Origin of the sequence: Streptomyces sp. NBC_00989 (assembly GCF_045162655.1) — a bacterium.
Classification (GTDB): Bacteria; Actinomycetota; Actinomycetes; order Streptomycetales; family Streptomycetaceae; genus Streptomyces.
This window is the reverse complement of record NZ_CP108728.1, coordinates 2,313,650-2,328,661: the sequence shown is the minus strand read 5'-3', so window position 1 is coordinate 2,328,661 and position 15,012 is coordinate 2,313,650. Positions and strand designations below refer to the sequence as shown.

Annotated in this window: 11 protein-coding genes; 1 reads left to right on the top strand and 10 read right to left on the bottom strand. The window is 72.6% G+C overall.

The window, feature by feature from the left end:
• Window positions 1–27: 27 nt before the first annotated feature.
• Window positions 28–2,208: a discoidin domain-containing protein gene (locus tag OG714_RS10110; protein ID WP_406119995.1), complete on the top strand. Its 2,181-nt coding sequence runs from the start codon at window positions 28–30 to the stop codon at window positions 2,206–2,208.
• Here OG714_RS10110 and OG714_RS10105 read toward each other — a convergent pair.
• The 10 genes from OG714_RS10105 to OG714_RS10060 form a co-directional block, all read right to left on the bottom strand.
• Window positions 2,177–2,995 carry an ABC transporter ATP-binding protein gene (locus OG714_RS10105; protein WP_406119994.1) on the bottom strand — a complete coding sequence of 273 codons (819 nt, stop codon included), beginning with the start codon at window positions 2,993–2,995 and terminating at the stop codon, window positions 2,177–2,179. The genes OG714_RS10110 and OG714_RS10105 overlap by 32 nt on opposite strands.
• A 20-nt stretch (window positions 2,996–3,015) precedes the next feature.
• Window positions 3,016–3,795 (bottom strand): ABC transporter permease, encoded by a 780-nt coding sequence (locus OG714_RS10100; RefSeq protein ID WP_406119993.1) that lies wholly within the window; start codon window positions 3,793–3,795, stop codon window positions 3,016–3,018.
• The gene (locus tag OG714_RS10095) at window positions 3,792–4,565 is read right to left on the bottom strand and encodes an ABC transporter permease (RefSeq protein ID WP_406119992.1); all 774 of its coding nucleotides are present in this window, start codon (window positions 4,563–4,565) and stop codon (window positions 3,792–3,794) included. The genes OG714_RS10100 and OG714_RS10095 overlap by 4 nt, the downstream gene beginning before the upstream one ends.
• Window positions 4,562–5,530, bottom strand: a complete 969-nt coding sequence (locus OG714_RS10090) for an ABC transporter substrate-binding protein (RefSeq protein WP_406119991.1) — start codon at window positions 5,528–5,530, stop codon at window positions 4,562–4,564. Before OG714_RS10090 ends, OG714_RS10095 begins: the two co-directional genes overlap by 4 nt.
• A gap of 217 nt (window positions 5,531–5,747) precedes the next feature.
• Window positions 5,748–6,683, bottom strand: a complete 936-nt coding sequence (locus OG714_RS10085) for a PDR/VanB family oxidoreductase (RefSeq protein ID WP_406119990.1) — start codon at window positions 6,681–6,683, stop codon at window positions 5,748–5,750.
• Window positions 6,680–6,859, bottom strand: coding sequence for a hypothetical protein (locus OG714_RS10080; protein ID WP_406119989.1), 180 nt, complete (start codon window positions 6,857–6,859; stop codon window positions 6,680–6,682). The genes OG714_RS10085 and OG714_RS10080 overlap by 4 nt, the downstream gene beginning before the upstream one ends.
• Complete coding sequence (locus tag OG714_RS10075) at window positions 6,856–7,920, bottom strand: Rieske 2Fe-2S domain-containing protein (protein ID WP_406119988.1); 1,065 nt, start codon at window positions 7,918–7,920, stop codon at window positions 6,856–6,858. The genes OG714_RS10080 and OG714_RS10075 overlap by 4 nt, the downstream gene beginning before the upstream one ends.
• A 267-nt stretch (window positions 7,921–8,187) precedes the next feature.
• A complete protein-coding gene (locus tag OG714_RS10070) occupies window positions 8,188–10,080 on the bottom strand; it encodes a hypothetical protein (RefSeq protein ID WP_406119987.1) in 1,893 nt (630 codons plus the stop codon).
• On the bottom strand, window positions 10,077–13,784 hold the full coding sequence (locus OG714_RS10065; protein WP_406119986.1) for a vWA domain-containing protein: 3,708 nt from the start codon (window positions 13,782–13,784) through the stop codon (window positions 10,077–10,079). Before OG714_RS10065 ends, OG714_RS10070 begins: the two co-directional genes overlap by 4 nt.
• On the bottom strand, window positions 13,781–14,941 hold the full coding sequence (locus OG714_RS10060) for an AAA family ATPase (RefSeq protein WP_406119985.1): 1,161 nt from the start codon (window positions 14,939–14,941) through the stop codon (window positions 13,781–13,783). The genes OG714_RS10065 and OG714_RS10060 overlap by 4 nt, the downstream gene beginning before the upstream one ends.
• Window positions 14,942–15,012 lie beyond the last annotated feature (71 nt).

The following is a 15,012-nucleotide window of genomic DNA, read 5'->3' as shown; positions in this document are numbered from 1 at the left end:
GTACCCCCACCACGAAGGGATCAGCACATGCACAGCACCATGCTCAGATATGTCAGGCGCATGCCAATGATGGGTACGGCTGTCGCCCTCGCAGCCGGCACGCTCGTCGCCCTGACCCCGGCCGCCGCCCACGCCGCCGCGGGCGCCTCCCTCCCCTTCACCTCCGTCGAGGCCGAGTCGGCCAGCACGACCGGCACGAGGATCGGCCCCGACTACACCCAGGGGACCCTCGCGTCCGAGGCCTCCGGGCGGCAGGCCGTACGGCTCGGCTCCGGGCAGCGTCTCGAGTTCACCGTGCCGCGCGCGGCCAACGCCGTGAACGTGTCCTACAGCGTCCCGGACGGCCAGAGCGGCAGCCTCGACGTGTACGTCAACGGCGTCAGGATCAGCAGGACGCTCACCGTCACGTCCAAGTACTCGTACGTCGACACCAGTTGGATCGCGGGCGCCAAGACACACCACTTCTTCGACAACGCGCGCCTCCTGCTCGGCCAGAACGTGCAGCAGGGCGACAAGGTCGCGTTCGTGTCGACGGGTACCCAAGTCACCGTCGACGTGGCCGACTTCGAGCAGGTCGCCGGGGCCGCCGCGCAGCCCGCCGGTTCGGTGTCCGTGGTCTCCAAGGGCGCCGACCCCAGCGGCGCGGGCGACTCCACCCAGGCGTTCCGCGACGCCGTCTCCGCCGCGCAGGGGGGAGTGGTGTGGATCCCGCCGGGCGACTACCGGCTCACCTCCTCCCTCGGCGGTGTGCAGAACGTGACGCTCCAGGGCGCCGGTCAGTGGTACTCGGTCGTGCACACCTCGCGCTTCATCGACCAGTCCAGCTCCTCCGGCGGCGTCCACATCAAGGACTTCGCCGTCATCGGCGAGGTCACCGAACGCGTCGACTCCAACCCCGACAACTTCGTCAACGGGTCGCTGGGGCCAGGGAGTTCGGTCTCCGGGATGTGGATCCAGCACCTCAAGGTCGGCCTCTGGCTGACGGGCAACAACGACAACCTCGTCGTCGAGAACAACCGCGTCCTCGACACCACCGCCGACGGCCTCAACCTCAACGGCTCCGCCCACGGCGTGATCGTCCGCAACAACTTCCTCCGCAACCAGGGCGACGACTCCCTCGCCATGTGGTCGCTCAACTCCCCGGACACCAACAGCAGTTTCGAGAACAACACCATCTCCCAGCCGAACCTCGCCAACGGCATCGCGATCTACGGCGGCACGAACATCGCGGTCAGGAACAACCTGGTCGCCGACACCAACGCCCTCGGCAGCGGCATCGCGATCTCCAACCAGAAGTTCCTCGACCCCTTCTCGCCACTCGCCGGGACGATCACGGTCGACGGCAACACCCTCGTCCGCACCGGAGCGATCAACCCCAACTGGGGCCATCCCATGGGTGCGTTGCGCGTCGACTCCTACGACAGCGCGGTCAACGCCACCGTCAACATCACCAACACGACCATCACCAACAGCCCGTACAGCGCCTTCGAGTTCGTGTCCGGCGGCGGGCACGGGTACTCGACCGGCAACGTCACCGTGAGCGGCGCCAGCGTGCAGAACACGGGCACGGTCGTCGTCCAGGCCGAGGCGCAGGGCGCGGCCAGGTTCAGCAACGTGCAGGCCACCGGCGTCGGCGCGGCCGGCAACTACAACTGCCCCTATCCGTCCGGCTCCGGCACCTTCAACCTCACCGACGGCGGCGGCAACTCCGGTTGGAGCAGCACATGGTCGGACTGCTCGACCTGGCCGCAGCCCGGCCAGGGCAACCCACCCCCCGACCAGAACACCAACCTCGCCAAGGGCCGCCCGGCCACCGCGACCGGCTCACAGGACGTCTACACGCCGGGCAAGGCGGTCGACGGCGACGCGAACACCTACTGGGAGTCCGCCAACAACGCCTTTCCGCAGGCCTGGACCGTCGACCTCGGCTCCAACCAGGCAGTGCGCAGGCTGGTGTTGAAGCTGCCGCCGTCGTCCGCGTGGGGCGCCCGCACACAGACGCTGTCCGTGCTGGGCGGCACCGACGGCTCGGCCTACTCGACCGTCGTCGGCTCCACCGGCTACCGGTTCGACCCGGCGACCGGGAACACGGTCACCGTGGCGCTCCCGAGCAGCACGAACCTGCGCTATCTGCGGCTCAACGTCACCGCCAACTCCGGCTGGCCGGCGGCCCAGTTCAGCGAAGTGGAGGCGTATCCGTCTTCGTGAGCCGGTCCTGGACCGGGAGCGTCCCGCGCTTCGCCGCCTGGATCTGCTCGTACACATGGGTCCGCAGTTCGGCGAAGCGCGGGGCGACCCGGGTGTGCAACTGGTCGCGCTCCACGGGCAGATCGACCTTCAGCTGCTCCTGCACGACGGTCGGCGACGCGGACAGCACGACCACCCGCTCGCCCAAGTACACGGCCTCGTCGATGTCGTGCGTCACGAACAGGATCGTGATCCCGCGCTCCCGCCACAACCCCCGTACGAGATCCTCCAGATCGGCCCGGGTCTGCGCGTCGACCGCCGCGAACGGCTCGTCCATCAGCAGGACTTCGGGCTCGTACGCCAGCGCCCGCGCGATCGCGACCCGCTGCTGCATACCGCCGGACAGCTGCCACGGATACGCCCCCGCGGCATCCGTCAGCCCGACCGACTCCAGCGCGTCCGCGACCAGCTCACGCCGGCGCGCCTTGCTCAAGTCCTTCTGCTTGAGCGGCAGTTCGACGTTCTCGCCGACCCGCATCCAGGGGAAGAGGCTGCGCCCGTACTCCTGGAACACGAAGGCCATCCCGGGCGGCGGACCGCTCACCTTCCGTCCGCCCAGGAGGACTTCGCCCGAGGTCGGGGTGAGCAGGCCGCCCATGCACTTCAGCAGGGTCGTCTTGCCGCAGCCCGACGGGCCGACGAGACAGACGAGTTCGCCGGCGTCGACGGTGAAGGTGAGGTCCCGCACCGCCTCCACCCGGCGACCGGAACCCTCGTAGACCTTCCTCAGGCCGCGTACGTCGAGCATGGACCGCCCTTTCACGATGTTCACGGGGACCGGCGGGCGGCCGCGCGCAGGCCGTGGTACCAGCCGAGCACCCGCCGCTCGACCACCTGGAAGACGACGGAGAGCAGGAACCCCAGCATCCCGAGGACGAGGATCCCGGTCCACATGTCCGGGATGGCGAAGCTGCGTTGGAACTGGACGATGGTGAAGCCCAGGCCGTCGGTGGCCGCGAACATCTCGCTGATGACCATGAGGATGATCCCGATGGACAGTGCCTGGCGCAGCCCCGCGAAGATCTGCGGGCTCGCCGAGCGCAGCACCAGCGTGCGCAGCCGGGCGACGCCCGTGATGCCGTAGGAGAGGGCGGTTTCCTTCATGACCGGGTCGACCGCGCGGACGCCCTCGACCGTGTTGAGGAGGACGGGCCAGACACAGCCGCTCGCGATGACCACGATCTTCATCGTGTCGCCGATGCCCGCGAACAGCATGATGACCGGGACCAGTACCGGTGGCGGGACCGCGCGCAGGAACTCCAGGACCGGTTCGCACACCGCGCGCACCCGCCGGTACGAGCCGATCACCGTGCCGAGCGCGACGCCGGCGACGGCCGCCGTGGCGTAACCGGCCGCGAGGCGCAGGACGCTGGGCAGGACGTCCGACTTCAGGCGGTCGCCGGTCCACACGTCGGGGAAGGTCTTCAGGGTCGTCCGCAGGGGCGGCCAGTACACGTTGGTGCTGCCGTCCGACGCCAGCCACCACACGGCGACCAGTACGGTCGGCAGCGCGACCGCGAACAGCAGCCGGAGCAGGGTCCGCCTCACACCGCCACCTCCCCGCGCACCGACTGGTGCCAGGCCAGCGCCCGCCGCTCCACCGTACGCGCGCCCACGTTGATGAGCAGCCCCAGCAGACCGGTCACCACGATCAGCGCGTACATCTCCGGTACGGCCTGCGAGGTCTGGGCGACCGCGATGGTCGCGCCCAACCCCGGTGCGCCGATGACCAGTTCGGCGGTGATGGTGAGGATCAGCGCGACGGCCGCCGCCAGCCGCACGCCCGTCATGACGTACGGCAGCGCGCTCGGCCACAGCACGTGCCGGATCCGGGCCCAGGTGCCGAGACCGTACGACCGTGCCGTCTCCTCGGCGACCGGGTCGACGTCCTGGACGCCGTAGAGGACCTGGATCAGGATCTGCCAGAAGGAGGCGTAGACGACGAGCAACAGCACTGAGCGGAGTTCGGTGCCGTACAACAGCACCGCTAGGGGGATGAGGGCGACGGACGGGATCGGGCGCAGGAACTCGATCGTCGAGGCGGTCGCCTCGCGGAGGTAGGGGACGACGGAGAGCACGACGCCCGCGACGATCCCCGCGCCGACGGCGATCGCCAGGCCCAGGGCCCAGCCGGTGAGGGTGTCGCCGAGGGCCGACCAGAACGCGCCGTCCTTGAGTTCGTCCCAGAACGCGGACGCGATGCGGCTGGTCGGCGGGAAGTAGGCCTCCTTGACGATGCCGACGCGCGGCACGACCTCGCCGAGGGCGAGGAAGGCCGCGAGTCCGGCCGCACCGAGTGCGGTGTTCAGTCCTTTCACGGGAGCAGCGTGTTCAGGTCGGGGGTCTTCTTGAAGAGGCCGTCGGTCTCGCTCAGCTTCTCCAGCGCCTCGATCGACGAACGGTTGGGATCGGCGGGCCACTTGGGCAGGATCACCTTGGCCAGCACGCTCGCCGGGACCTTGGTGTAGGTGGCGACGATCTGGCGGACCTCGTCCGGGTGGGCGTCGGCGTAGGCCAGTGACTCGGCGGTGGCCTCCTGGAACTTCTTCACCACGTCCGGGTTCTTGGCCGCGTACGCCGTCGACGTGAAGTACATGGCGACGGTGAGGTTCGGCGCGACGTCGACCAGCGGCCAGGCGATCTGCTGGGCGCCCTGGTTCAGCATGGTGGTGAGCGCGGGTTCGACGGCCATCGCGGCGTCGATCTGGCCCTTGTCGAGCGCGGCCGGCATCTGGTCGAAGGCCAGCTCGACGAACTTCACCTTGTCCGGGTCGCCGCCGCCCTTGCGGACGGATTCGCGTACGGCCGTCTCGTTGATGTTCTTCAGCGTGTTGACCGCGACCTTCTTGCCCTCCAGCTCCTTCGCCGACTTCAGGGTGCTGCCCTTCTTGACGACGAGGGCGCCAAAGTCCTTGCCCGACACGCCTGTTGAGGCGACGCCGTTGGCGATCGCCTTCACCGGGACGTCGTTGGACTGGGCGAGCATCAGGGAGGTCATGTTGGAGAAGCCGAACTGGAACTGGCCGCTGACCACACCCGGCACGATGGCCGCGCCGCCCTGCGCGAGCGTCATCGACAGTTTCAGGCCGTGCTTGCTGAAGATGCCCTCCTTCTGGCCGAGGTAGAGCGGGGCGACATCGACGATGGGGATGACCCCCACCTTGACCGTGGTGGTGCCGGTGGACGAACTGTTGTTGTCCGACGCTCCGTTGCCGGACGAACCGCAGGCCGACGCGGCGACCAGCACTGTTCCGGCCGCGAGGCCGACGAGCAGACGACGCATGGCAACTCCTGTGCAGACGACGGTGTTCCGACAGGCTGTGCGTACAGCGCACAGTGGTGCTCAATGGGTGTTGAGCGGGAACGTAGGGCCCCGTCGCGGCCAGGTCAATGCCTAGTGCTCACAATATTGTTGACAGTTGCCGAAGTGTGCTCTTGTCGTGTTGTGAAGTGCGCCCCTGCCGTCTCGCCCGGCGCCGTCACAGATCCGGCCCGCGTCGTCACAGATCCAGTACGAGCCGCTTCCCCAGGCAGCGTGAGACACAGATGAGCATCGTCTCGCCGGCCGCCCGTTCCTCCTCGCTCAGCACCGAGTCCCGGTGGTCCGGAGTGCCTTCGAGGACATCGGTCTCGCAGGTCCCGCAGGTGCCCTCGGTGCACGAGAACAGCACCTCGACACCGGCGGCACGCACGGTGTCGAGCACGGACACGCCCACCGGGACGGTGACCGTCTTCCCGCTCTGCTCCAGGACGACCTCGAACTCGCTGTCGGCGCCCGCCACTTGGGCCTTCGGCTGGAACCGCTCGACGTGCAGGATCCCGCCGGGGCACCGCGCCTCGACCGCGTCGAGCAGCGGCCCGGGACCGCAGCAGTAGACGAGGGTCCCATCCGGTACGTCGTCGAGGACCGACGGCAGGTCGAGCAGCCCGGCCTCGTCCTGCGGAGCGACGGTGACGCGCTCGCCGTAGCGGCTCAACTCCTCCGTGAACGCTATGGAGTTGCGGGTGCGACCGCCGTAGAGGAGGGTCCACTCCGCGCCCGCCGCCTCGGCCGCGGCCAGCATCGGGAGGATGGGGGTGATGCCGATGCCGCCCGCGACGAAGCGGTAGCGGGGGGCGGGCTCCAGCCGGAAGTGGTTGCGCGGTCCGCGTACCCGCACCTTGTCGCCCTGCCCCAACTGCCCGTGCACGTACGCCGATCCGCCCCGCCCGTCCGGCTCCCGCAGCACGGCGATCCGCCACGCCGTACGGTCGGCGGGGTCGCCGCAGAGTGAGTACTGGCGCTCAAGGTCGGGGCCCAGGAGGACGTCGATGTGGGCGCCCGGTTCCCAGGCGGGGAGTCGCTCGCCCAGCGGGTGGCGCAGGGTGAGGGCGAGGACGCCGTCGGCCGCGAACTCCTTTGCCGCCACGATGAGTTCGGCCTCGTAGGTGGTCATGCGCCGGCTCCCCGCGGATCGTCGACCGTGTGGCCGTTGGGGTGGGCGAGCATCCACTCCCACATCTCGATGGGGTCCTGGGAGGTGTGCTCGCGGCCGCAGTGGCAGGTGCCGTGCAGGACGTCGGTGCCCGGCAGCCAGTCGATGCGGTAGACCTCGCCCGTCGGAGCGGTCACTGGACCCTCTCCACGGGCTTGGCGCCCTCCTCGACCAGCCGGGCGAGGATACGGCGGGCGGCGAGACCGCCGGTGTCGATGTTGATGCTCAGCTCCTGGTAGCCGCCGCGCTCCGAACCCAGCGTCTTCTGAAGGAGGTTGAGGGCGTCCACGTCCTGCATGACGACAGTGTGGTTGTTGCTCCGGAGGAACTCGGTGACCTCGGCGTCGTCCGTGGCCCAGTCGCGGGAGACCGCCCAGAAGTCGTACACCTTGCCGTCCGAGGAGGGCGTGATGGCGTACGTGATCTCGGTGTGGAAGCCATTCGGGTCGCTGGCGTCCTCCTCGGGCAGGACGCCGACCGGGGCGATACGGCTGTGCAGGAGGTACAGGCACGGCGCGTGGTACTCGATGTCCTGCCAGCGGGTGATCCGCCCCTGAATCCCCGTGGACCTGGCGTAGAACGGCGGGCACTCGGCGTCGTCCATGTGCCGGCTCACCCGTACGACGCCGGCGCCCTCGTCGACCTCCGTGGTGATCGGCGTCTCGGCGACCTCGGGGGAGCCGATGTAACCGCCGTGCAGATACGTCTCGTGGGAGAGGTCGAGGAGGTTGTCGACGAGCAGGCCGTAGTCGGCGTCGATCGGCTCCATGCCGCTGACGGTGACCCACTCGGGGGAGGCGAGGTGCGGGGCGCGCGGAATGACCTGCGGGTCCGCGAGCGCCGGGTCGCCGATCCACACCCAGACCAGCGCGTCCTGCTCGACCACCGGATAGGAGGCGACGCGGGCGGTGCGGGGGATGCGTTTCTGGCCCGGCACGTACACGCAGGTGCCGGTCGTGTCGTAGGTGAAGCCGTGGTAGCCGCACACGATCCGGTCCCCGTCGAGCCGGCTCTCGGAGAGCGGGAACCGCCGGTGCACACACCGGTCGTGCAGCGCCACGGCGGTGCCGTCGTCCTCGGTGCGGTAGAAGACGAGGGGTTCACCGAGGATCGTCCGGCCGAGCAGGTCGCGGCCGACCTCGTGGCTGTAGGCGGCGACGTACCACTGGTTCCTGGCGAAGGCGGTGGTGTGCGGCATCGTTGCGGCTCCCGTCGTTGGGTGATGGCGACATCGTCCGGAAGGGCGTCACGGGGGCGCAACACTGCTTCCGCCTCACGGAAGGGCCGATGCGCAAGGCCTGTTCGGAGGGCTGGTCCGGGAGACCGGCTCACCGGACGCGAAGGCGGTGGCATCTCCGTCCACCGGATGACACGGTCCGACGAGACCGATCCAGTTCGCTGCCGGCCCTCGAACCCGCACGCTGAGCCCGAGGCCCGTACCCGCACGCGCCGTCGGCCGCCGTGGTCAGGTCGTCCCCGTCGGCCCCCAGGTGGCCCGGACCAACGCCCGTTCGGTGCCGGCCAGGTAGACGGCGGCGGCGAGCCAGGCGCGTGCGTATCCGTCCGGGTCGGCTTCCTCGGTGCGGCCGAAGGCGTCGCGGCCGCGCCGGTCCGCCTCCGCGGCGAGGGCGCGTGACAGGTCCGCGGCCGTGCGGAAACCCGCCTGGCGCAGCGCCGCCGCGGCCCCGGCCCGGTCGCCGTCGCGCGCGGGCTCGGCGGCGGCCCTGCGACCGCCGGACACGGCGACCTCGACCGACCGCCGCAGCCGCCACAACGGCGCCCGCGCCACCGGGTCCGGCGGGACGCGGGGCAGTGCGGGCAACTCCGGCAAGGCGTCGGCGGGCGGCAGGTGGATGCCTTCGAGACGGTCGTAGCCCAGATCGGCGTGGCCCAGCCACTCCGCCGGCAGCCGCAGGGTCGCCGTGCCCTCGTCCGGCAGAGGGCCGACGGCCAGTGGCCGCAGGGTGACCGCGCGATCGGGGTCGAGGCGGCCGACGACACGCAGCCGCAGCCCGGGGCGGGACGCCAGTCGGCGGAGGTTCGCGGTGTGGGCGAGGTCGGGATGGCCGTGGGACGGCAGCAGGCGGATCAGGAGTCCGTCCGGGTCCGCCCGGCCGGAGGTCAACTCCTGTGCGAGCACGTGCTGTTCGACCACTCCGACGATGACCAGATCGCAGCCGATCAGCTCACCGTCCGTCCGCTCGGCCCGCTCCGGGGCGCTCACCGGAGCATCCGCGAGCCGGGCGGCCACGGCCTCGGCGAGGGGCCGGGCGAACAGGGCCGCCAACGGCCCCGAGGTCCAGGACAGGCCCGCGACCGGCGTCGCCCGGACCCCCTTGCCGGCACCGAGACGGCCGTCCGAGGACAGCGTCGCCCCCGAGATCAGCAGCCCGCCACGGGAGAGCCGGGCGTGGTCGAGGCTGCCCGAGCCGAGCGCGACGGTGGCCGTGGCGGCGCCCCGCGCACGGGCGGGGCCGCCCGGCCGCACGTCCGCCACGGTGAACCAGCGCCCGTCGTCGGAGAGGAGATGCGTGACCACCCCGCCGTACCCGGTGGCGGAGATCACCGGCTCCCGGCACACCCCGTGAACCCGCAGCGCGCCTTCCGGCCGGTAGCCGCGGCGGGCGGTTCCGACCAGTGCCGGATCCGGATCGGCCGCCGCCAACAGGCCCGTGGTCAGCAGCAGTTCACGCAGGTCCCCGACCAGGTCGGCCAGCCGGTGGCCGTCGTGCCGGGACCGGGCGCCCCGCAGCCCACGCACCACGCGCAGCGCCGCCGCCTCGGCACGGTGCAGCCCGGCGAGACGCGCGGTGTGCGAGGCCCGCAGCACCTCCGCCTGCGCCACCGCACCCGCCGCCGGAACCCCGGCGGCCAGGGCCGCGGCCGCGGCGGCCCACAGAGCGCGCGCGGCGGCCCGTTGCGCGTCCGTGGGACCCGCCTGCGGCGCTGCCGCGGGAACATCCTGGACGGCGTCCGCGCCGGAGGCGTCCCGCGCCGGCGGCACCGCCTCCGCAGCGCTGCCGGCCGCCTCGGTCGGCGGCGCGTTCATCCCTACGGTCGTCTCCGCGTCGGCCACCGGACAGGCGCCCAGCACGGCGGCGCGGTGCAGGCACCGCGGGGCCAACAGGCAGCTGCACACGGCCTGTTCGGCGTCCGTGACCGTCCCGGAAGGACCAGGAGTGAGGACGACCTCCGCATCCTCACCGCACCGCACCCGCCGCACGGCGCCCTCCACGGTGACGGGCGCGGCCACGTACGTCTCGATCGCGGCGTCCAGCTTCTTGCGCAGCCGGGAGGTCAGGACCTCCACGGCGGCAGCGGCCACCTCGGGCGCCACCGGGGGCAGTTCGGGGTTCATCGGGACTCTCCGCGAAGGCGTTCGCCCACCCAGCGGGCGAGGGCGAGAGGACTGAGGGCGGCGACGGGCATGCCGGCCGCGACGAGTTGCCGGGCCACCGGCACGGAGTAGCGCGGGGTACCGGTGTCGTCGAGCGCGGCGCAGCCCATCAGATGCGCCCCGGAACCCGCGAGCGCCCGTACCTCGCCCAGGAGCCCGCCCAGCGGATAGCCCTCCTCGAAGTCGCTCACCACCACCACGAGGGTCCGGCTGGGCACGGTCACCAGGGAACGGGCGTGGGCCAGACCGGCCGCGATGTGGGTGCCACCGCCCACCCGCACCTCCAGCAGCAGCGACAACGGGTCGTCGACCCGGTCCGTCAGGTCGATCACGTCGGTCGAGAACGCCAGGAAGTGCGTGCTGAGCGTGGGAACTCCGCCCAGGACGGCCGCGGTCAGCGCCGACCAGACCACGGAGGCCTCCATCGACCCGGACACGTCGACCACCAGGATCAGCCGCCAGTCCGCCTCCTTGCGCGAACGGGTGCTGAACACCGGCCGCTCCGGCACGACCAGGGTGCTGCCGTCGGCCCTCCTGCGGGCATGGACCAGGTTCGCCCGCAGGGTGCGCGCCAGGTCGATCCGGCCGCCCGGACGACGGGTCGGGCGAGGGGTGGCCAGACCGGTCAGCGCGGGCCGCACCCTGGTCGCCAACTCCTTGGCCAGCTCGTCGACCAGGCGGCGCACCAGCGGCCGTAGCCGCGCCAGTCGCTGCTCGGGCATCCCGCCCGCCAGCGACAGCACCGACGTCAGCAGATCGACCGAGGGGCGTACGGCCGCGGGGTCGAGTTCGGCCAGGACATCGCCGCGCCCCTGATCGGCGGCGCGGGCGAGGACCTCCTCGCGTACCTCCGCGCCGAACAGCGCCTGGAGTTCCTCGGCCCACTCACGTGCGGTCGGGAAGGAGGCGTCCTGTCCGCCGTCGCGCCCGGCTTCCCGGCCCGGGTCCGAGGAGCCCTCGCCGCGACCGGTGCCGTACAGCTCGTCGAGCGCGTGCGCGTAACGGCGGGCGTGCGCCGGCAGTTTGCCGCTCTCACTGCCCAGCAGCAGGCGCCACCGGTCCGTCGGCGGGAGACGCGGTACGCCGTCGGCAGGCTCGGCCACGCCGGACGGGTCCGGCGTCGGCACGGGACGTACGTCGGCCGTCGTGGCGGCCGGCAGGTCAGCGGTCCGGGGCGTCGGCCACAGGGCTTCCACCGCCGTACGGCCGGCCTCGTCCGCCGCCGCCCACAGGGCCAGCAGGTGCGCAGGGGCGGCCAGGGTGAGGTCGATGCGGTCGCCGAGCCTCTCCGTGACCGTGTGCAGCAGCCGGTCGCGGCCCGCCGGGGAGAGCGTGTCGAAGCCGCCGCGCAGGGCGGGCAGCCGCTCCAGGAACGCCTGGTCCGTGAGCGAGTCGACGCGGTCGAGCAGCGGATCGAGCGCGGTGGGCGCCGACTGGAGCAGCGGTGCGGCCCCGGTCAGCAGCCCGGCGAGGCGGCGGGCCAGCGCGTGCCGTGCGTCGGGGCCGGTGGCGGCGTCGATCCAGCCGGCGGCCCGGGCACCGAGGGCGTCGGCGTCGTCCAGATCCAGCAGGACCCGGCAGGCGAGGGCGGCCCCCTGGACGAGGGGGGAGCCGGTGTGCGCGAGGCCGGTCAGGGCCTCGTCCATGCGCAGTCCCAGGCGATGCTCGCCGGCGCGTGCGGCCAGGGCGACGAGCGCGGACGCCTCCTCCGGGTCGTCGCTCCCCGCCAGGCCCGGCAGGGACCGTACCGCCGACTCCAGGAGATCGGCGGCGAGTTCGCCCGCCGCCCGGCGGGTTCCGGGCGTGGTGCCGGGCAGATGGTCCCGGCGCAGTGCCTCCAGGAGATCCAGTCCGGTGAGGATCTCGGGGAGCGTCGCGGAGGCGGGCAGCACCTCGGCGGCCTCCGCCAGCCGCTGGGTCACCAGGGCGGGCAGGTCGCAGCGGGCGGCGTCCCGAAGTCCCGTCAGGACGAGGGCGCAGGTGGGGCCGCCCTCCGCCGACTCCCTGCGGAAGGTCTCTCGCAGCGTTCCCTCGGCCGCCAGCGCGGCGGTCACGCCCCGCACCCCGGCCAGGTCCAGGCGGACCGGCACGGACGGTACCCATGCCGCCCGCCACCGGGTGGTGAGCGCGGCGGCGTCGCCCGTACCGGCCACCTCCACCGGCTCGCCGTATCCCACCCCGCACACGTCGAGGCGCCGCAGGAGGATCTCCCGCCGGTTGTCGAGCGCCGAGCGGAGCGGGTCCAGGCGCAGCTCGCGCCGGGCGGGATCGTCCGGGCCGGGCAGCCGCAGGGCGGCGAGTTCGGCCTCGACGGACGGGCCGAGCCCGGAGCGCGGGGTGCCCGGCGCGACCCGGCCGCGCTCGGTACCGACCAGGACCACTTCCAGTGCCCGCGCGAGAGCACGGCCCCGGCCCAGCGGCTCGCCCTGCCCCATCACGGACGTCAGGGCCTCCAGCACCTCACCCCGGCCCGGTGCCGGGAGCCCGCGCAACCGGGCCAGGTCACCGGCCACGCGCAACGTCTCCCGGGCCTCACCCGTCCCGGCGGTGTGCCCGGCCGCGCGCAACTCCCGGCACACTCCGGTGATGGCCCGGGCGGCGGCGTCGTACAGCAGATCGGGATCACCCGCGGCGCTGAACACCGCCTGCTGCCAGCGGGGATCGCGGATGCCGGCCGGGTAGCCGGACCGGGAGTCCAGCAGATCGAAGGCGTACGGGACGAGGGAAGTGACGACGGGGGAGGGCGCCCCGGGGAGCGGCGATCCGGTCGATGCCGTGCCGGGTGCCCCTGCTGGGTCGGTCGGCGATGTCGCGTGCGCCCCCGCTCCGTTGGTCGGCGGTGTCGCGTGCGCTTCTGCTCGGTCGGACGGTGGCTTACCTTGCGCTCCCGCCCGGCTGGTCGTCGGCGCCCCGTGCGCTCCCGCCCCGCCGGCCGAAGCCCCAACCCGCCCGTCCGCCCCGTCCGTCAGCGCCGGTGCGTGGAAGGCGCCGATCACCGCCGCGACGCGGCGTCCGCCGGTCGCCGCGAGGGCGATCGTCTCCCGCATGTGGGCCTCGCGCGCCAGGTCCACCGCGGGTACGCCGCCCGACGACTCGGAGTCCTGTCGGAGCGCCCAGCCGACGCCCAGGGCGGCGCGGCGGAGCGACTCGGGGGTGCAGCCGGGGGCGAGGACCTCCACGGCGCGGTCCCACAGGTCGTCGCCGTCACGGCCGGTCCCGGCGGCGGTGAGCGCCCGCGCGAAGGATGCGGACGCCGGACGGTCGACCGCCCCGGCGCGTACGTCTCCCTCCGTTCCCTCCGTGTGCCAGCGGGCGTCGGCCATCGGCAGGTCGCAGCAGACGACCTCCGCTCCCCGCTCGCGCGCCCAGCGGACCGCGGCGAGTTCGGGGGAGAAGTCGGCGAACGGGTAGAAGCCGAGCCGCCCGTCCTCACCGGCACCCGCGAGCGCGACCGGCGCGAGCGTGCCGGGTGCGCCGAGATGGGTCAGCCACGGCTGGAAGTCCGCCGGCAGTTCCACGCACACCACCTCGGCGCCGGCCGCGTCCAGCAGGGCGGGTACGGCGGCGGCGAGCGCCGGGCTGTGGTGCCGTACGCCCAGCAGGTACGGCACCACCGAGTCGGCGAGGGCGTCGAGCGCGGCCCTCGGGTCCTGAGCGAGCGTCACCGAAGGTTCTCCCGCAGGTCCCAGAGCCGGCGCCAGGTCGCCGAACCGTCCTCGGCGCGGCGACGCACCGGACCGTCCCAGTAGCCCAGGAGGCGTGCGTGGTCGGAGGGGTCGTCCTTGCGGACCACGCCCAGGAGGTGACCGGGCACCAGGTCGAGGGGGTCCCCGGCCGGGAGGTAGGCGGTGGCCACCCCGAGGGATACGGCCACCTGCACCGCCTCCGCGGTGGACATCACCGTGCCGGGGCGCTCCACGTCCCAGCCCTCGGCCGAGCGCCCCGCCCGCAGATCACGGAAGACGGTCACCAGGACGTCGAGCACCGCGTCGTCGACGCCGAAGGCGGCGCCCGCCCGCTCGACGGCCGCGACAGCCTGTCGTTTCACGAGCGCGGTCTCGGCGTCCACGTCCGCGATCGGATGCACCGTCTCGAAGTTGAAGCGGCGCTTGAGCGCGGCGGACATCTCCGACACACCCCGGTCGCGCAGGTTGGCGGTGGCGATGACGGTGAAGCCGGAGGCCGCGGCGACCTGCGCGTCGTCCGTGCCGGACAGCTCGGGCACGCTCATCCGGCGGTCGGAGAGGATCGACACGAGCGCGTCCTGCACCTCGGGCAGGCAGCGGGTGATCTCCTCGACGCGCGCCACCCGTCCGGAGCGCATCGCGGCGAGCACCGGCGAGTCGACCAGCGCCTGGGGCGTGGGCCCCTGGGCCAGGAGGAGGGCGTAGTTCCAGCCGTAGCGCAGGGCGTCCTCGGTGGTGCCCGCGGTGCCCTGCACGGTGAGTGCGCTGGTGCCGCAGACGGCCGCCGCCAGCAGCTCCGAGAGCATCGACTTGGCCGTGCCCGGCTCACCGACCAGGAGCAGTCCGCGTTCTCCGGCGAGGGTGACCACGCACCGCTCCACCAGGGCGCGTTCACCGACGAACTTGGGTGCTACGACGAGTTCGCGGGGCAGTGTCTCGTGCGGCTTGGCGAGCTTGAGCGGTTCGCCCGCGCTGCCGCAGACGAAGGTGATGACGGCGCGGGGCGTCAGCAGCCAGCCGGGCGGGCGCGGGCCGTCGTCGTGGGCGGCGAGGAAGGCGAGTTCGGTGGCGTGGCGCTCTTCGGCGGGCAGGGTCTGCCGGTGGGGCAGGGCCGTCGCCGTGTCGGTCGGGGTCATGAATGTCCTTGCCGGGTAGGTCTGTTGGTCGTCGATGGGGGGGAGCCCGGTGACGCCGGGCTCCCCTCGGG